14 protein-coding genes are annotated in these 13775 nt (G+C 71.2%); 12 read left to right on the top strand and 2 right to left on the bottom strand.

The annotated features are described in order from the left end of the window. Positions 1-4: 4 nt before the first annotated feature. Positions 5-766, bottom strand: a complete 762-nt coding sequence (locus tag SK224_RS11900; protein ID WP_320434892.1) for an IclR family transcriptional regulator — start codon at positions 764-766, stop codon at positions 5-7. 173 nt (positions 767-939) lie between these two features. Here SK224_RS11900 and SK224_RS11895 point away from each other — a divergent pair, with 173 nt between their 5' ends. From SK224_RS11895 to SK224_RS11880, 4 genes are all read left to right on the top strand, one after another. Next, a complete protein-coding gene (locus SK224_RS11895) occupies positions 940-1692 on the top strand; it encodes an IclR family transcriptional regulator (RefSeq protein WP_320434891.1) in 753 nt (250 codons plus the stop codon). 261 nt (positions 1693-1953) lie between these two features. Further along, the gene (locus SK224_RS11890) at positions 1954-3138 is read left to right on the top strand and encodes a 4-hydroxybenzoate 3-monooxygenase (protein WP_320434890.1); all 1185 of its coding nucleotides are present in this window, start codon (positions 1954-1956) and stop codon (positions 3136-3138) included. Between the two features lie 186 nt (positions 3139-3324). Further along, positions 3325-4548 (top strand): MFS transporter, encoded by a 1224-nt coding sequence (locus SK224_RS11885; RefSeq protein WP_320434889.1) that lies wholly within the window; start codon positions 3325-3327, stop codon positions 4546-4548. Positions 4549-4581: 33 nt separating this feature from the next. After that, the gene (locus SK224_RS11880) at positions 4582-4920 is read left to right on the top strand and encodes an SH3 domain-containing protein (protein ID WP_320434888.1); all 339 of its coding nucleotides are present in this window, start codon (positions 4582-4584) and stop codon (positions 4918-4920) included. Between the two features lie 13 nt (positions 4921-4933). Here the strand turns inward: SK224_RS11880 and SK224_RS11875 are convergent, their stop codons facing one another. Next, entirely contained in the window at positions 4934-5392 is a 459-nt protein-coding gene (locus SK224_RS11875; RefSeq protein ID WP_320434887.1) for a MarR family winged helix-turn-helix transcriptional regulator, read from the bottom strand. A gap of 89 nt (positions 5393-5481) precedes the next feature. Here SK224_RS11875 and SK224_RS11870 point away from each other — a divergent pair, with 89 nt between their 5' ends. The 8 genes from SK224_RS11870 to SK224_RS11835 all read left to right on the top strand — a co-directional run bounded on the left by SK224_RS11870 (position 5482) and on the right by SK224_RS11835 (position 13774). Next, positions 5482-6408 (top strand): SDR family NAD(P)-dependent oxidoreductase, encoded by a 927-nt coding sequence (locus SK224_RS11870; protein ID WP_320434886.1) that lies wholly within the window; start codon positions 5482-5484, stop codon positions 6406-6408. 62 nt (positions 6409-6470) lie between these two features. Beyond that, entirely contained in the window at positions 6471-7358 is an 888-nt protein-coding gene (locus SK224_RS11865) for an amidohydrolase family protein (protein WP_320434885.1), read from the top strand. Between the two features lie 3 nt (positions 7359-7361). Beyond that, complete coding sequence (locus tag SK224_RS11860) at positions 7362-8555, top strand: acyl-CoA dehydrogenase family protein (RefSeq protein WP_320434884.1); 1194 nt, start codon at positions 7362-7364, stop codon at positions 8553-8555. Positions 8556-8578: 23 nt separating this feature from the next. Then, on the top strand, positions 8579-9031 hold the full coding sequence (locus SK224_RS11855; protein ID WP_320434883.1) for a MaoC family dehydratase: 453 nt from the start codon (positions 8579-8581) through the stop codon (positions 9029-9031). Positions 9032-9081: 50 nt separating this feature from the next. Then, a complete protein-coding gene (menE, locus tag SK224_RS11850; RefSeq protein ID WP_320434882.1) occupies positions 9082-10614 on the top strand; it encodes an o-succinylbenzoate--CoA ligase in 1533 nt (510 codons plus the stop codon). A gap of 2 nt (positions 10615-10616) precedes the next feature. Continuing rightward, on the top strand, positions 10617-11534 hold the full coding sequence (locus SK224_RS11845) for an alpha/beta hydrolase fold domain-containing protein (protein WP_320434881.1): 918 nt from the start codon (positions 10617-10619) through the stop codon (positions 11532-11534). Positions 11535-11570: 36 nt separating this feature from the next. Continuing rightward, on the top strand, positions 11571-12614 hold the full coding sequence (locus SK224_RS11840; RefSeq protein WP_320434880.1) for a hypothetical protein: 1044 nt from the start codon (positions 11571-11573) through the stop codon (positions 12612-12614). 41 nt (positions 12615-12655) lie between these two features. Then, positions 12656-13774, top strand: a complete 1119-nt coding sequence (locus SK224_RS11835) for a DUF4232 domain-containing protein (RefSeq protein WP_320434879.1) — start codon at positions 12656-12658, stop codon at positions 13772-13774. The last annotated feature ends 1 nt before the right edge of the window (position 13775 follow it).

Genomic DNA, 13775 nt, shown 5'->3' with positions numbered 1-13775 from the left:
TCATTCAGTGAGAATCTGATCCTCGGAGCGTTTTCGTCAGATCCTTCGCCGCCTGCACGACCAGCGGGGCGAGACGTCTCTCGTCGGCGCCGTCGAGGTGCGTGACGACGCCGAGCGCGGTGGCCGGCAGCCCGGAGATGGTGCCGAGAGCGGCGGCGACCGAGATGTTACCCAGCGTCATCTCCTCGCGGGTCACGGCGTAGCCACGGCGCCGGGTGAGCACGATGTCGGCACGCAGCACGTCGGGGTCGGTGATCGAGTGCCGCGTCTCGGGCACGAGAGGGGCTGCGAGGTACGTGTCGAGCCAGCTCTCGTCGCACGTGGCGAGCAGTGCGCGGCCGACCCCCGTCGTGTGCAGCGGGTGTCGCCCGCCGGCTCGCCCGAGCGTCGGCACCGAGGCACGCCCGGTGATCCGGCCCGCGAACAGCACGACCCCCTCCGGCGGGGTCGGGGCCTCGAGCACCGCGAGGTGCACGTTCTCCCCCGTCGCCTCGTACAGCCGCACGAGGTGCGGCAGCGACTGCTCGCGTAGCCGCAGTGCCAGAGGCGAGAGTTCACCGAGCTCCCACATCCGCGCTCCGACGGCGTAGGTGTGCGCCGAGGTGCGTTCGACGAGGCCCTCGCCGATGAGCTGCGCGAGGAGGCGATGCACCGTGGAGAGGGGCAGGCCCGCGCGTTCGGCGAGCCCGACGGCGGTGAGCTCGGGGGCGTCTTCGTCGAACGCCCGCATGAGCGCCATCGCCCGACGCAGCACGCCATCCGCCATGCCCTCACCCTAGCCGCGGGGGTGCCGCGCGGGCGCATGTCCCACTTGCCGCAGTGCATGTCCCACTTGCCGCAAGAATCGACCCCCAAACCTGCAGAAAGTGGGACATGCGCGACGGGGACCTGCAGAAAGTGGGACACGGATGCGGGGACGATGCGTGAGATGGTGGCGGCATGGCCAACTCGCCGAGCGGGGACTCGATGACGGCACGCATCGTGCGCGTGCTCGAGACGTTCACCGCCGACCGCACGGTGCAGACTGCGGCGGAGATCGGCCGGCGCGCGCAGCTTCCCGCATCCACCGCGCACCGCATCGTCGACGACCTCGTCGCGGAGGGGCTGCTCGAGCGCGACGAGGAACGCCGCATCCACATCGGCATGCACCTGTGGGAGCTGGCGCTGCGCGGTTCGACGGCGCTGCGGCTGCGGCAAGCGGCGCTTCCGGCGATGTCGGCCGTGCAGGACGTCGTGCGCGAGCACACGCAGCTGGCCGTGCTCGAGGCCGACGAGGCGCTGTTCGTCGAGCGCCTCTCGCATCCGGATGCGGGCGCGAACATCACCCGCATCGCCGGCCGCCTCCCGCTGCACGCGTCGTCCGCGGGGCTCGTCCTGCTCGCGCACGCACCCGCCGCCCTTCGCGAGCGGGTGCTCGACGCTCCCCTGCGACGCGTGGCCCGCGAGACCGTGACGGATGCGGCTGAGCTGCGCCGGATCCTCACCGGCATCCGGCGCGACGGGTACGTGATCGCGCCGGGCTCGATCGAGTCGGTGTCGACGGGCGTCGCCGTGCCGCTGCGCGAGGAGGGCGAGGTGATCGCGGCACTCTCGGTCGTGCTGCCGCGCGACGCGGACGCAGAGCGCGCCCTCGCGCCGCTGCGGACGGCGGCCTCAGAGATCGAGGCGGGACTGCGCGGCACCCGCACCTGAACACCCGCGGGCGGCGTCGGGGCCGGCGTCCGGGGCGCGGCGGTTGCCCGACTCGCGCCCGCCACGCTCTTTCGCATCCGCAACAGTTCTCCCCTGCCGCATCCGCGCAAAGGTGTCGCAGGTGCGCACATGCGACGCAACTCGAGCGGAAGAAGCGCAGCGTCCAGCGAGTCCCATTCAACGGGATAGTGTGCGGCGGATGCGGGAGCGCGGGGCACACTGGTCGGCAGCATCAACAGGCCCGTCGTCGAAGGAGACGCCATGACCGTTATCCGCACCCGTGTCGCCATCGTCGGCGCCGGTCCCGCCGGACTCCTGCTCTCTCACCTGCTCGCCGACGCCGGCATCGCGTCGGTCGTCGTCGACTCCCGCACGCGCGAGCAGATCGAGACGACCATCCGCGCCGGCATCCTCGAACAGGGCACCGTGGATCTGCTCGTCGCCAGCGGCGCATCGACGCGCGTGCTCAGCGACGGCAACCGGCACGACGGCATCGAGCTGCGCTTCGACGGCGAGGGCCACCGCATCGACTTCCCCGCCCTGACCGGTCGCAGCGTCTGGCTCTACCCGCAGCACGAAGTGCTCAAGGATCTCGTCGCCACGCGGCTCGCCGCCGGCCAGGATCTGCGTTTCGGGGTGCGCGTCGACGCCGTGGCGGACGTCGCATCCGATCGGCCTCGCGTCATCGGCGAGGATGCCGACGGTCAGCGCGTCGAGATCGAGGCCGAGTTCGTCGTGGGCGCGGACGGCTCGCGCTCGATCGTCCGCCAGACGCTCGGCGGGTCCGCGGCGGGCACGTTCCGCGAATACCCGTTCGCGTGGTTCGGCATCCTCTGCGAGGCGCCGCCGAGCTCCGAGGAACTCATCTACAGCAACTCGGATGCGGGATTCGCCCTCATCAGCCAGCGCAGCAGCACGGTGCAGCGCATGTACTTCCAGTGCGACCCCGAGGCCGACCCGGACGTCCTGAGCGAGGTGCAGATCTGGGACGCGCTGCAGGCGCGCGTCCCGGGCACCACACTCAACGAGGGACCCATCTTCCAGCGCGACGTGCTGCGCTTCCGCAGCTTCGTGGCCGGCGAGCTGCGCCGCGGCCGCGTCGCGCTCATCGGCGACGCCGCACACACGGTCCCGCCGACGGGTGCGAAGGGCATGAACCTCGCGGTCGCCGACGTGGTGCTGCTCGACATCGCGCTGCGCGCACTGCTGCTCTCCGGTGACGAACGGCCGATCGACGCCTTCGCCGAGACGGCGTCGCGGCGGATCTGGAAGGCCCAGCACTTCTCGTGGTGGATGACCAGCATGCTCCACCGCACCCCCGACGCCTCCGACTTCGACCGCCGGCGGCAGCTCGGCGAGCTCCGTTCGATCATCGACTCGGATGCGGGCCGCACCTACCTCGCCGAGGCGTACACCGGCTGGCCCTTCGAGACCCGCCTCGCCTGACCCGCGCGGGCGCACCCTCCGGGTACCGCGACATCCGCACGAACGACCCCCATCACACCACCCCACACACCCCACGAGCCACCCATCCGCACCACGCGCCGTGCATACGTCGCACCGCCCCGCGCACATCCGCCGCGCGGAAGCGGGCGCTGCGGCCGCCGACGGGCAGGGTAGAGTCCGGTTCTCGTGAGCATCCAGACCCCCGGCGAGCGCGGAAGCCGACGCGGACGGGCGTTGCTGCTGCTCATCGCCGTGGCGCTGATCGCCGCCAACATGCGCGCGACGATCACGGGTGTCGGACCGCTGCTCGAGGAGATCGCGGGTGATCTCGGCACGACGACGGCAGCCCTCGGCTCGCTCGCCGCGGTGCCCCTGCTCGCTTGGGCGATCGTCTCGCCGTTGACCCACGGCCTGTCACGCCGGTTCGGGATGTCGCGTGTGCTGCTGTGCGCCCTCATCGCGCTCGGGGCGGGGACGGCGTGGCGGTCACTGCCGGGCGCGGAGGCCAACCTGTGGCTCGGAACCGGCCTGATCGGCGCATCCCTCGCCGTCGCCAACGTGATCATGCCGGCGGTGATCAAGCGCGACTTTCCGGGGCGCGTGCCGGTCATGATGGGCATGTACACGGCGCTCCTCGGCGGCGTGGGAGCGATCGCCTCGGCCGTCGTCGTGCCCATCTCGCACGCCGTGGGCGACCCGGATGCCGGGTGGCGCGTGGCGTTGGCCGCCACGGCCGCACTCCTCCCGCTCACGATCGCGCTGTGGGCGTGGGCGCAGCACGGGCGCACGCCGGTCGCGACGCCGACCCCTTCGGCACCGGGTGTCTCGCGCAGCACGGGGATCTGGCGCGACCGCCTCGCGTGGCAGATCGCCGCATACATGGGAGCGCAGTCCGCGTCGTTCTACATGCTCGTGACGTGGATGGCCCCGCTCGCCGCATCGACCGGCAAGTCCCCTGTGGCCGCCGGCATCGACGTCGCTCTGTACCAGATCCTCGGTGTCGTCGGCTCGTTCGCCGTCGCGTTCGCCCTGCAGGGGCGCCTGCGCCGGGCCGTGCCCGCTGCGCTGCCCCTGCTCGCGATCGCGGCCGCGATCGGCATGATCCTCGCGCCGCAGCTCCTGACGGCGTGGGCGCTCGTCTCGGGCCTGTCGGCGGGGGCGTCGCTCAGCATGTCGCTGACCCTGATGGCGCAGCGCGCGAGGGACGCCGCCGCATCCTCCGCGCTCTCCGGGATGTCCCAGTCGGTCGGATACCTGCTCGCCGCCGCGGGACCCATCTCCTTCGGAGCCCTCCACGCGCTCGACGGCGGATGGACCGCGCCACTGCTGCTCTACATCGCCGTGCTCGTCGGACAGTGCGTGGTCGGCGTCTCGGTCGGGCGCGAAAGGTACGTGCTCGAGGGCCGCTGAGCGGATGTCGGCGGCACGTGCGACGCTGACGTCATGCGTGCGCAGCTGACCGCCGACCACGAGATCCCCGACCGCGCCCCGCTGATCGTGCACCCCGGAGACCGGGTGGCCGTCGGCCAACGCGACACCGAGTGGCCCGCGTTCGTGTTCGTCACCGCGGCGACCGGATGCGGGTGGGTGCCGGCGCGGCACATCGACATCGACGGCGCGGCGGGGATCGTGCGCACCGGCTACGACACCACCGAACTTGCCGCGCGCACGGGCGATGTGGTGGAGATCCTCACCGAAGACACTGAGAGCGGCTGGTCGTGGTGCCGCGACACCGCGGGTCGCGAGGGCTGGGTGCCGGACCGCGTGCTCGCACGCGGCTAGCCGCATCCCGCGCTCACGGAAAGGCGATGCGGCGGAGGAGCTCGGCCAGCTGCGCCCGCTCGGCGACGGAGAGGTTTCCGTGCAGGTCGCGCTCGGCGGCCTCGGCGGCGGCCAGTGCACGCGCGTGGAGGGCCAGGCCGTCGGCGGTCGCGACGACGACGTTGGCCCGGCGGTCGGCGGGGTCCGGCCGCCGCTCGATGAGACCCCGACGCTGCAGGTCGTCCACGAGGGCGACGACCTGACTGGGGTCGAGGCGCAGGAACTCCGCGAGCTCCCGCTGCGACGGGCCCGCCGCCGTGTCGCAGGCCAGGGCCAGCACCGAGTACGACCGCACCTTCAGCCCGAGAGCCGCCAGCGCAGCATTCCCCGCGGCGAGCGAGAGCGCGTTGGCGCGAGCGAGCAGAAAGCTGACGTCGTCGGTGAGCCGGGCGCGCGCATCCGACTGCGCTGCAGCTGCGTCGCTCTTCGCCATAGGCAGATCCTAACAAAAGGTGCGGGGAACAATAATTGACAATTTCAACTAGTCCCGTTTCAATGAGAGCACGAACGAAGGAGTCCCCCATGTCCCTCGACGGCAAAGTCGCCATCGTCACCGGATCCGGCCGCGGCCTCGGCCTCGCCTACGCCCAGGAGCTCGCCCGGCAGGGCGCACGCGTCGTCGTCAACGACGTGGATGCGGCCACCGCCGCCGAGGCGGTCGCATCGATCGAGCGCGCGGGGGGGCAGGCTGTCGCGGTGGTCGCTCCCGTGGGCCCGTCGGAGACGGCCAAGGAGCTCGTCCGCACGGCCGTCGACACCTACGGCCGCCTCGACATCCTCGTCACCAACGCCGGGGTCCTGCGCGACACGGTGCTCTGGAAGATGAGCGACGAGGCCTTCGACACCGTCATCGACGTGCACCTGCGCGGCACCTTCACGTGCGTCCGCGAGGCGGCCACCTACATGCGCGAGAACGAGATCGCGGGTCGCATCATCTGCATCGGCTCGCCCACCGGGCAGCGCGGCAACTTCGGCCAGACCAACTACGCCGCCGCCAAGGCCGGAATCGTCGGCATGGTGCGCACCTGGGCGCTCGAGCTCAAGAAGGCCGGCATCACCGCCAACGCCGTGATCCCGGTGGCCGCCACCGCCATGACGGCGACCCTGCCCTACTTCGCCGCAGCGGTCGAGGCGGAGGAGGCGGGCGAGCCCATGCCCGCCTTCTACCGCCACGACCTCGGCTTCGGAACCTCCGACGACGTCGCCGGCGTCATCGCCTTCCTCGCCTCGGATGCTGCGGCGAACGTCTCCGGCCAGGCGATCGGCGTCGGCGGCGACCGCATCCAACTCTGGTCGCACCCGGAGCCCGTGGTCACCGCATACCGTGAGGGCGGCTGGAGCGCCGAAGCCCTGGAGTCGGAGTTCGCCGACCTGGTCGGCGACAACCTGCAGTCGGTCGGCGAGCGCTTCCCCGCCTTGCCGGAGGAGCTGCAGCGCCCCCGCCCCTGAGACACGGGGGTCCGGGTAGCCCGGACCCCCGCACCACGCATCCCCAACGACGAGGAACGCCGATGACCACGCGCTACGAACCCGCGATCGACCTGTCCGCCATCACAGCGATCGACGTGCATGTGCACATCGAGGTCGACGCGCACGGCCACTCCTCGCTTCCCGAGGATCTCGCCGAGGCCGCCTCCGCGTACTTCAGCGTCGATGCCGGTCGCCCCGACCTGGACTCGGTCGCGGCCTACTACCGCGAGCGCTCCATGGCCGCCGTGGTGTTCACCGTGGATGCGCAGACGGAACTGCAACATGCGGCACTGTCGAGCGAGGAGATCGCGGAGGGCGCGGCGCGCAACAACGACGTGCTCATCCCGTTCGGCTCCGTCGACCCGCGTCAGGGGCAGACCGCGATCGATCGCGCGCGACACCTGATCGAGGACTACGGCGTACGCGGCTTCAAGTTCCACCCCACGGTGCAGGGCTTCGATCCGAGCGAGGAGCAGTACTTTCCGCTGTACGAGACGCTGCAGTCGGCCGGTGTCGTGGCGCTCTTCCACACGGGGCAGACGGGGATCGGCGCGGGCATGCGGGGCGGTCGAGGCTTCCGCCTCGCGCTGTCGAATCCGATGCTGCTCGACACGGTCGCAGCCCGGTTCCCGGACCTGCAGATCATCATGGCCCACCCCTCGGTGCCGTGGCAGGACGAGGCGATCTCGGTCGCGACCCACAAGCACAACACCTGGATCGACCTCTCGGGCTGGAGCCCGAAGTACTTCCCGCCGCAGCTCGTACGCGCAGCCAACTCGTTCCTGAAGAGCCGCATCCTGTTCGGCTCCGACTTTCCGCTGCTCACTCCCGATCGGTGGCTGCGCGACGTCGAGCAGATCGACATGAAGCCCGCCGTCATGCCCGGCATCCTCAAGGACAACGCCGTGCGTCTGCTCGGACTCGGATAGCCCATGAACCCGAGATTGCGCAGCGAAGCGCCTTTCGGCCACGATCCGCTCGGGTACGCCGAGGCGATGCTCAGCGAGGGTGCCCGCGCCGCCCTCGCACGCCTCGATGACACGTTGCGCACCCGGATCGCCCCGCTGCTGCCCGCCGCGTGGGAGAGCGCGACGCTGCCCGCCGCCGTCCTCGACGCCCTCGCACCTCTCGATCTCATGCAACCGGTCGGAGTGGAACCCGCCGAGGCCGCATCCTCCGTCTTCTCCGGCTACCGTGCGTTCGTGCTCGCCCGCACCGACGTGTCGGTGGCGACGGCGTACAACGCGCAGTCCGGCCTGTTCCGCACCGCTGTGCGGCGCGGGGGTTCGCCCGAACAGGTCGCCGCGCTCGACGACGCCATCCGCAGCTTCGCACTGCGGGGCGTCTTCGCCCTGACCGAACCCGACCACGGCTCCGACATCGCCGGCGGTCTCGCCACGACCGCGACCCGCGAGGGCGACGGCTGGGTCATCGACGGTGCGAAGCGATGGATCGGGGGCGCCGACACCGCCGACGTGCTCGTCGTGTTCGCGCGCGCCGCCGACGACGGCGAGGTCAAGGCGTTCCTCGTGCCCCGGGATGCGCCCGGCGTCACGCTGACCCGTATCGAGGGCAAGGTGTCGCTGCGGCCCATGCAGAACTTCGACATCCGCCTCGAGGGCGTGCGCGTGGAGGAGAGCGCTCGGCTCCAGCGGGTCGACAGCTGGCGCGACGTGGCCGAGATCCTGCGGTCGCTGCGCTCGGATGTGGCCTGGATCGCGACGGGCCTCCAAGCCGGCGCCCTGGACGCCGCGGTCGGATACGTGCGCGAACGCGAGCAGTTCGGCTCACCGCTGGGCGGCTTCCAGCTCGTGCAGGAGAAGCTCGCCCGCATCCTCGGCAACCTCACCGCATCCCTCGGCATCGTGACGCGCCTGTCCGCCCGGCAGGATGCGGGCGTGCTGCGCGACGAGGACTCGGCGCTGGCCAAGATGCAGACCGCGCGCCTCGCGCGTGAGAGCGTCGCGCTCGCCCGCGAGGTGCAGGGCGGCAACGGCATCCTCCTCGCGCACGGCGCCGCACGATTCTTCGCCGACGCGGAGGCCGTCTACTCCTACGAGGGCACGCACGAGATGACCGCCCTGATCGTCGGGCGCGGGCTCACCGGCTCGTCCGCCTTCGTCTGAACATCCACCGAAAGGAACCCACCATGACCACGACCGCCGCCTACGCCGACGCCGCGTCCCTCGCGGGCACCGACCTCGGCTTCACCGACTGGCTCGAGGTCACCCAGGATCGGGTGAACCTCTTCGCGGACGCGACCGACGACCACCAGTGGATCCACGTCGACCCGGAGCGCGCCGAGGGGGGTCCCTTCGGCGGTCCGATCGCGCACGGCTTCCTGTCGCTCTCGCTGACCGTGAAGTTCTGGTCCGAGCTGTTCGATCTCGAGGGCGTCAGCACCAAGGTGAACTACGGCCTCGACAAGGTGCGCTTCGTCTCGCCCGTCGCCGTGGGCGCCCGCATCCGCGGCGGTGCCGTCATCGCCGAGGTCACCGAGGTGCCCGGCGGATACCAGTTCGCCGTCGACCAGACGATCGAGATCGACGGCGCCGCCAAGCCCGCCGTCGTCGCTCGCGGGCTGTACCGCTTCTACGCCTGACCCCTCCCCACGGGGCTCTGCCCCGAACCCACCATCACGAGGATGCAACGATGCATGATCACGGACTGGGATCCTGGATCACCAAGAGACGACTGAAGAGCCCCGGTAAGCCCGCGATCATCGTCGACGGCGGCGACACGCTGTCGTACGGCGAGTTCGCCGACGCTGTCGATCGCACGGCGGCCGTGCTGCGCGAGCGCGGCATCGGCAAGGCGGATGCGGTGGCCTACCTCGGCGAGAACAGCCCGGCGTTCCTGCAGGTGCTCTTCGCGTGCGCCCGGCTCGGCGCCGTGTTCGTGCCGGTCAACACGCGGCTGGCGGCACCCGAGATCCAGCACGTGCTGACCGACTCCGGCGCCCGGGTGCTCATTCATGACCCGGAGTTCGCAGAGCGCATCATCCCGGGGATCGAGGCCGCATCCATCGGCGAGGTCATCCTGACCGGTGAGGGGATCTCGCACCATCCGGGTCTCGCCGCGCTGGTACGCGATGCCGACGGCGCCTCCGTCGGCACGACGGAGGTCACGCATGAAGACCCGGCCGCGATCGTCTACACCTCCGGCACGACCGGCCGATCGAAGGGCGCCGTACTCACCCACGGCAACCTCACCTGGGTCGCGCTGAACTGCATCGTCGACTACGACGTGGTCTCGACCGACATCGCGCTGATGATCTCACCGCTGTTCCATGTGGCCTCGCTCGGCATGGGCGCGCTGCCGGTCGTCCTCAAGGGCGCGACCCTCGTGCTGGAGAAGGGGTTCGACGCCGGTCGTGCCCTGATGCTGATCGAACGCCACCGCATCACGATGCTCAGCGGCGTGCCCACCACGTATCAGCTCATGGCCGATCACGCCGATTGGCCCACGACGGATCTGTCGAGCCTTCAGAAGCTGACGTGCGGCGGCTCGGCGGTGCCCACCCGCATCCTCAACGCCTTCGAGGCGCGCGGCCTCTCGTTCTCGCAGGGGTACGGGATGACCGAGACCTCCCCCGGCGCCACCTCCCTGGCGCCGGCGATGACCCGCGCGAAGCAAGGCAGCGTCGGCCTGCCGCACTTCTTCACCGACGTGCGCGTGACCGACGACGCGGGCAATGCCGTACCCCCCGGCGTCGTGGGAGAGATCGAGATCGCGGGGCCCAATGTGTTCCCGGGGTACCACGGACTCCCGAACGAGACCGCGGCGTCGTTCCGCGAGAACGGCTGGTTCCGCTCCGGCGACCTCGGCTACCTGGATGAGGACGGCTACCTCTTCATCTCCGACCGACTGAAGGACATGATCATCTCCGGCGGAGAGAACATCTATCCCGCCGAGGTCGAGAACCTCATCAACGACATCCGCGGGATCTCCGGGGTCGCCGTGATCGGGGTTCCCGACGAGCGGTGGGGTGAAGTCCCGTGGGCCGTGGTGACCGTCAAGGAGGGCGCTGAGGTCACGACCGAGTCCGTGCGCACCCAGCTCGACGGCGTGCTCGCCCGGTACAAGCTGCCGAAGAACGTGGTGGTCGTCGAAGATCTTCCGCGCACCGCGTCCGGCAAGGTCCGCAAGGCCGCGCTGCGCGAGCTGTTCGGCCGGCGGCACTGATCGTGTCGCTCCTGTCGCGTCCCGCCGTCGCACGATTCGTCGCGCGTCGGCTGCAGAAGGCGATGCCGCGCATGATGGCGGCGCAGGCGGGCGGAGTCGACCCGCGCGAGCGACTTCCGGAGTTCGCGGCCGACCGGCGTGAGCTCATCATCCCTGCCGACCCGCCCGCGCCCGCCGTGATCTATCGCGCGGCGGATGCGGCGGCCAGCCCCGGCGTGCACGTGAACTTCCACGGGGGCGGTTACATCCTGGGCCAGCTGCACGGCGACGACGCGCTCTGCCGCGCGATCGCGAGCCGGGCGGGCGTCGTGGTGATCGACGTCGACTACGCGGTCGCGCCCCAGCATCCGTTCCCGACCGCGGTCCACCAGGCGATGCGAGTCGTGCAGTGGGCGATCGACAACGCCGACGCGCAGGGATGGGACGCCACACGGCTCACCGTCGGCGGGCAGAGCGCGGGCGGAGCGATCGCCGCCGCGGTCGCACGGCAGGTGCTGGATGCGGGCGGTCCGCGCATCCGTCTCCAGGTGCTGCACTACCCGCCACTCGATCTCACCGTCCCCGCGGCCGAGAAGCACTCGCCCCTCGCGAAGCCCCTCCTGCGACCCTGGATGTCCGAGGTCTTCGACAGCTCCTACGTGCCCGATCCTCGAGCGCGTGCTGATCCGCTCGTCTCGCCGGCGAGCGCGTCCGACACCGCCGATCTCACGGGCATCGCCCCGGCCGTCGTCATCGCCGCATCCGACGACATCCTGCGCGACGAGGACGAGCGCTACGCCCGGCGGCTCGAACACGTGGGGGCGCTGGCGCAGTTCTGGCAGGTCCAGGGCGCCGACCACGGTTACGACGGCGGCGACGACGCTCTCGCCCGGGAGAACTACCTGCGCATCGCCGAGCACATCCGCGCCGCGCAGAGCTGAGCACCCGACCGCTGCGTGGGGCAAGCTGGCTTCATCATGGACGTGCACGACGAGCTGCTCCGCGGCCCGCGGGGTCGACGATGGTGCCTGAACTGCATGACCGGCGTCGATGAGTCGGTCGCGAGCGAGGTGTTCTGGCTCGCTCGCGAGCGGGATCCGCATCCGGGGACGCTGCTGCGTTTCGGGAGCGACGAGACCGAGGATCCGTCGTTCACCGACCTCGACGTGGCCGATGCGATCGAGAGCGCCGACGTGACCGCCGTGACCCCCGCGATCGCGCGGGCGGCGCTGGCCGCGTCGGTGGACATCGCGCGCTACTGGCAGGAGCCCGACGGCACCGACGTCGTCGCGGCGCTGCCCTCCGTGCGTACATCGCTGACCACCGTGGCGAGACGCCTGGTCGCACTGATGCCGGAGCTGACCGCATCCGCCGCGGTACGCCAATGGACGGTGCAGTGGTGCCAGGCGTCGGAGAGCGCGCCGATCGCACCGCACGCCGCCGAGATCCTCGAGCGGTGGACGATGGAGCAACGCGAGGACGAGCGGCGATCTTCGCGGGAGCGCCCGACCGATCCGCGCGCGAACTGGTCGGGCACGTGGTGGTCGGTGCCGCAACAGCTGCTCTCGAGCCGAGGGACTCCGCTCGCCGCGCTCGACATGGTCGAGGACCCGATGGGGTGGACGGTCGCCACCGTCATCCCCGTCGCCGGCCGCGGCGAGGTCCTCGAGATCCGCTCTGCGGAGGATTGGGCGCGGCTGTGTCGCGAGTACCCGATGGAGGTCACCGCCTCGCGACGGCACGACTGGTTCCGCGTGACCGACCGCGACGGGCGCTGGCTCATCCCCGATTGGGAGCGCGTCGCTCAGCGCTGGGATGCGGTGCACCTGACGGCACTGGGGTATCTGTCCGCGGCGACCACTCTCATCCCGATCGATGAGGAGTACGCCTCGGTCATCGCCGGCTGGGGTCCGGACTCCACGATCTGGCTCACCGGCTCCGCCCGCGAGACGGACGGCCCGCGCGAGCAGTGGGAGCGCGCCGTGAACAGTGCGGAGTGGACGCCGAGCTCGTCGGTCTAGGCTCCGTGAGGGGGTCGCGCCGCGACCGAGGGGGAGGACGGATGCGGTCATCGCACAGGATCTGGCTGGTAGGCGGCGCTGCCGGCGTCCTGTGGTTGCTCGTCGTCGGGCTGGCAGCGGCGGCGTCGCTCACGCCGTTGCAGCGCGTGCAGCAGGCGGTGCTGCCGACGCCGAGCCCGTATGTCTGGTCGTGGCCCGCCCCGTGGTCCCTGCTCTCCCCTCTCATCGCCGCCGTCGCCGTCGCCGCGTGCGTCGCGGCGATCCTGCACGTCGTGCGCCACGGGTCGTTCGCCGCGACTTGGCTCGCCGTCGTCAGCGCCGGCGCCGTCACCGGAATGACGATCGACGCGCAGCTCGTCTTCGGCACCCTCTTCACCCACGGGTGGGCCCTGTGGGCCGTGGATCTCGGGAGCCGAGCCGCGATCGGTGCGTACTGGGGACTGCTCTACGGGTGGTTGCCGGCACTGCTCACGTCCCACCTGTCGCGACGGGATGCCGTCGGCGCGGCAGCGCAGGGCCCGTCGCGCCGTCGCATGGTACTGGCCGTGGCAGCTGCAGTCGCGGCACTCATCCTGCTCGTCGCGACGCAGACGCTGGGCGACGAGGCGTCGCAGGCCCAGGTGCGGGCCGACCAGGCCGCCGCGGAGCCGGCTCCGGCGGACGGTTCGATTCCGCCCGACCCACAGGCGGAGGGCGACCCGGTTCCGGAGCGCGCCGCGGGCGCCGGGGTGACGGGCGCGGACGGCTGCACTCCGGATCGCGCGATGATTCTGAAGGGCGAGCCCGACGCGGCGACCGGGCACCGCGGGCTCCGCCTCGAGCTCATGAACTTCTCCGATGCGCCGTGCACGATCAAGGGGTATCCCGACATCGCGTTCGGCGACCAGAACGGTCATCTGCTCGACACCACGATCGAGCACGGCGGTTCCTTCATGGCGACCGATCCGGGCCCCGCATCCGTCGTCGTTCCGGCGGGTTCCTCCGCGGTCGCCTACCTCGGCTGGGATGCCCAGTCCACCCACGGCGCAACCATCGCGCGCACGCTGTGGGCGGCGGTCGTCGCGGGAGAGACGCGCGGCTCCTGGCCGGTCGAGCTCGACGTGGTCGCCGGTACCGCCGTCGCCGTGACCGCATGGCAGGCACCCGGCGCGACGCCCTGAC

The sequence above is a fragment of the Microbacterium sp. BG28 genome (genome assembly GCF_034044005.1).
In the GTDB taxonomy this organism is placed as follows: domain Bacteria; phylum Actinomycetota; class Actinomycetes; order Actinomycetales; family Microbacteriaceae; genus Microbacterium.
Note: the sequence above shows the minus strand (reverse complement) of the source record. Positions and strands in the feature narration are given on the sequence as shown.

Excerpts from the sequence above, each read along its gene's own strand:
- SK224_RS11840 (WP_320434880.1), top strand. The coding sequence starts at position 11,571 with ATGGACGTGCACGACGAGCTGCTCCGCGGCCCGCGGGGTCGACGATGG.
- SK224_RS11870 (WP_320434886.1), top strand. The coding sequence starts at position 5,482 with ATGTCCCTCGACGGCAAAGTCGCCATCGTCACCGGATCCGGCCGCGGC.
- SK224_RS11865 (WP_320434885.1), top strand. The coding sequence starts at position 6,471 with ATGACCACGCGCTACGAACCCGCGATCGACCTGTCCGCCATCACAGCG.
- SK224_RS11895 (WP_320434891.1), top strand. The coding sequence starts at position 940 with ATGGCCAACTCGCCGAGCGGGGACTCGATGACGGCACGCATCGTGCGC.
- SK224_RS11900 (WP_320434892.1), bottom strand. The coding sequence starts at position 766 with ATGGCGGATGGCGTGCTGCGTCGGGCGATGGCGCTCATGCGGGCGTTC.
- SK224_RS11860 (WP_320434884.1), top strand. The coding sequence starts at position 7,362 with ATGAACCCGAGATTGCGCAGCGAAGCGCCTTTCGGCCACGATCCGCTC.
- menE (WP_320434882.1), top strand. The coding sequence starts at position 9,082 with ATGCATGATCACGGACTGGGATCCTGGATCACCAAGAGACGACTGAAG.
- SK224_RS11890 (WP_320434890.1), top strand. The coding sequence starts at position 1,954 with ATGACCGTTATCCGCACCCGTGTCGCCATCGTCGGCGCCGGTCCCGCC.
- SK224_RS11880 (WP_320434888.1), top strand. The coding sequence starts at position 4,582 with ATGCGTGCGCAGCTGACCGCCGACCACGAGATCCCCGACCGCGCCCCG.
- SK224_RS11875 (WP_320434887.1), bottom strand. The coding sequence starts at position 5,392 with ATGGCGAAGAGCGACGCAGCTGCAGCGCAGTCGGATGCGCGCGCCCGG.
- SK224_RS11855 (WP_320434883.1), top strand. The coding sequence starts at position 8,579 with ATGACCACGACCGCCGCCTACGCCGACGCCGCGTCCCTCGCGGGCACC.
- SK224_RS11835 (WP_320434879.1), top strand. The coding sequence starts at position 12,656 with ATGCGGTCATCGCACAGGATCTGGCTGGTAGGCGGCGCTGCCGGCGTC.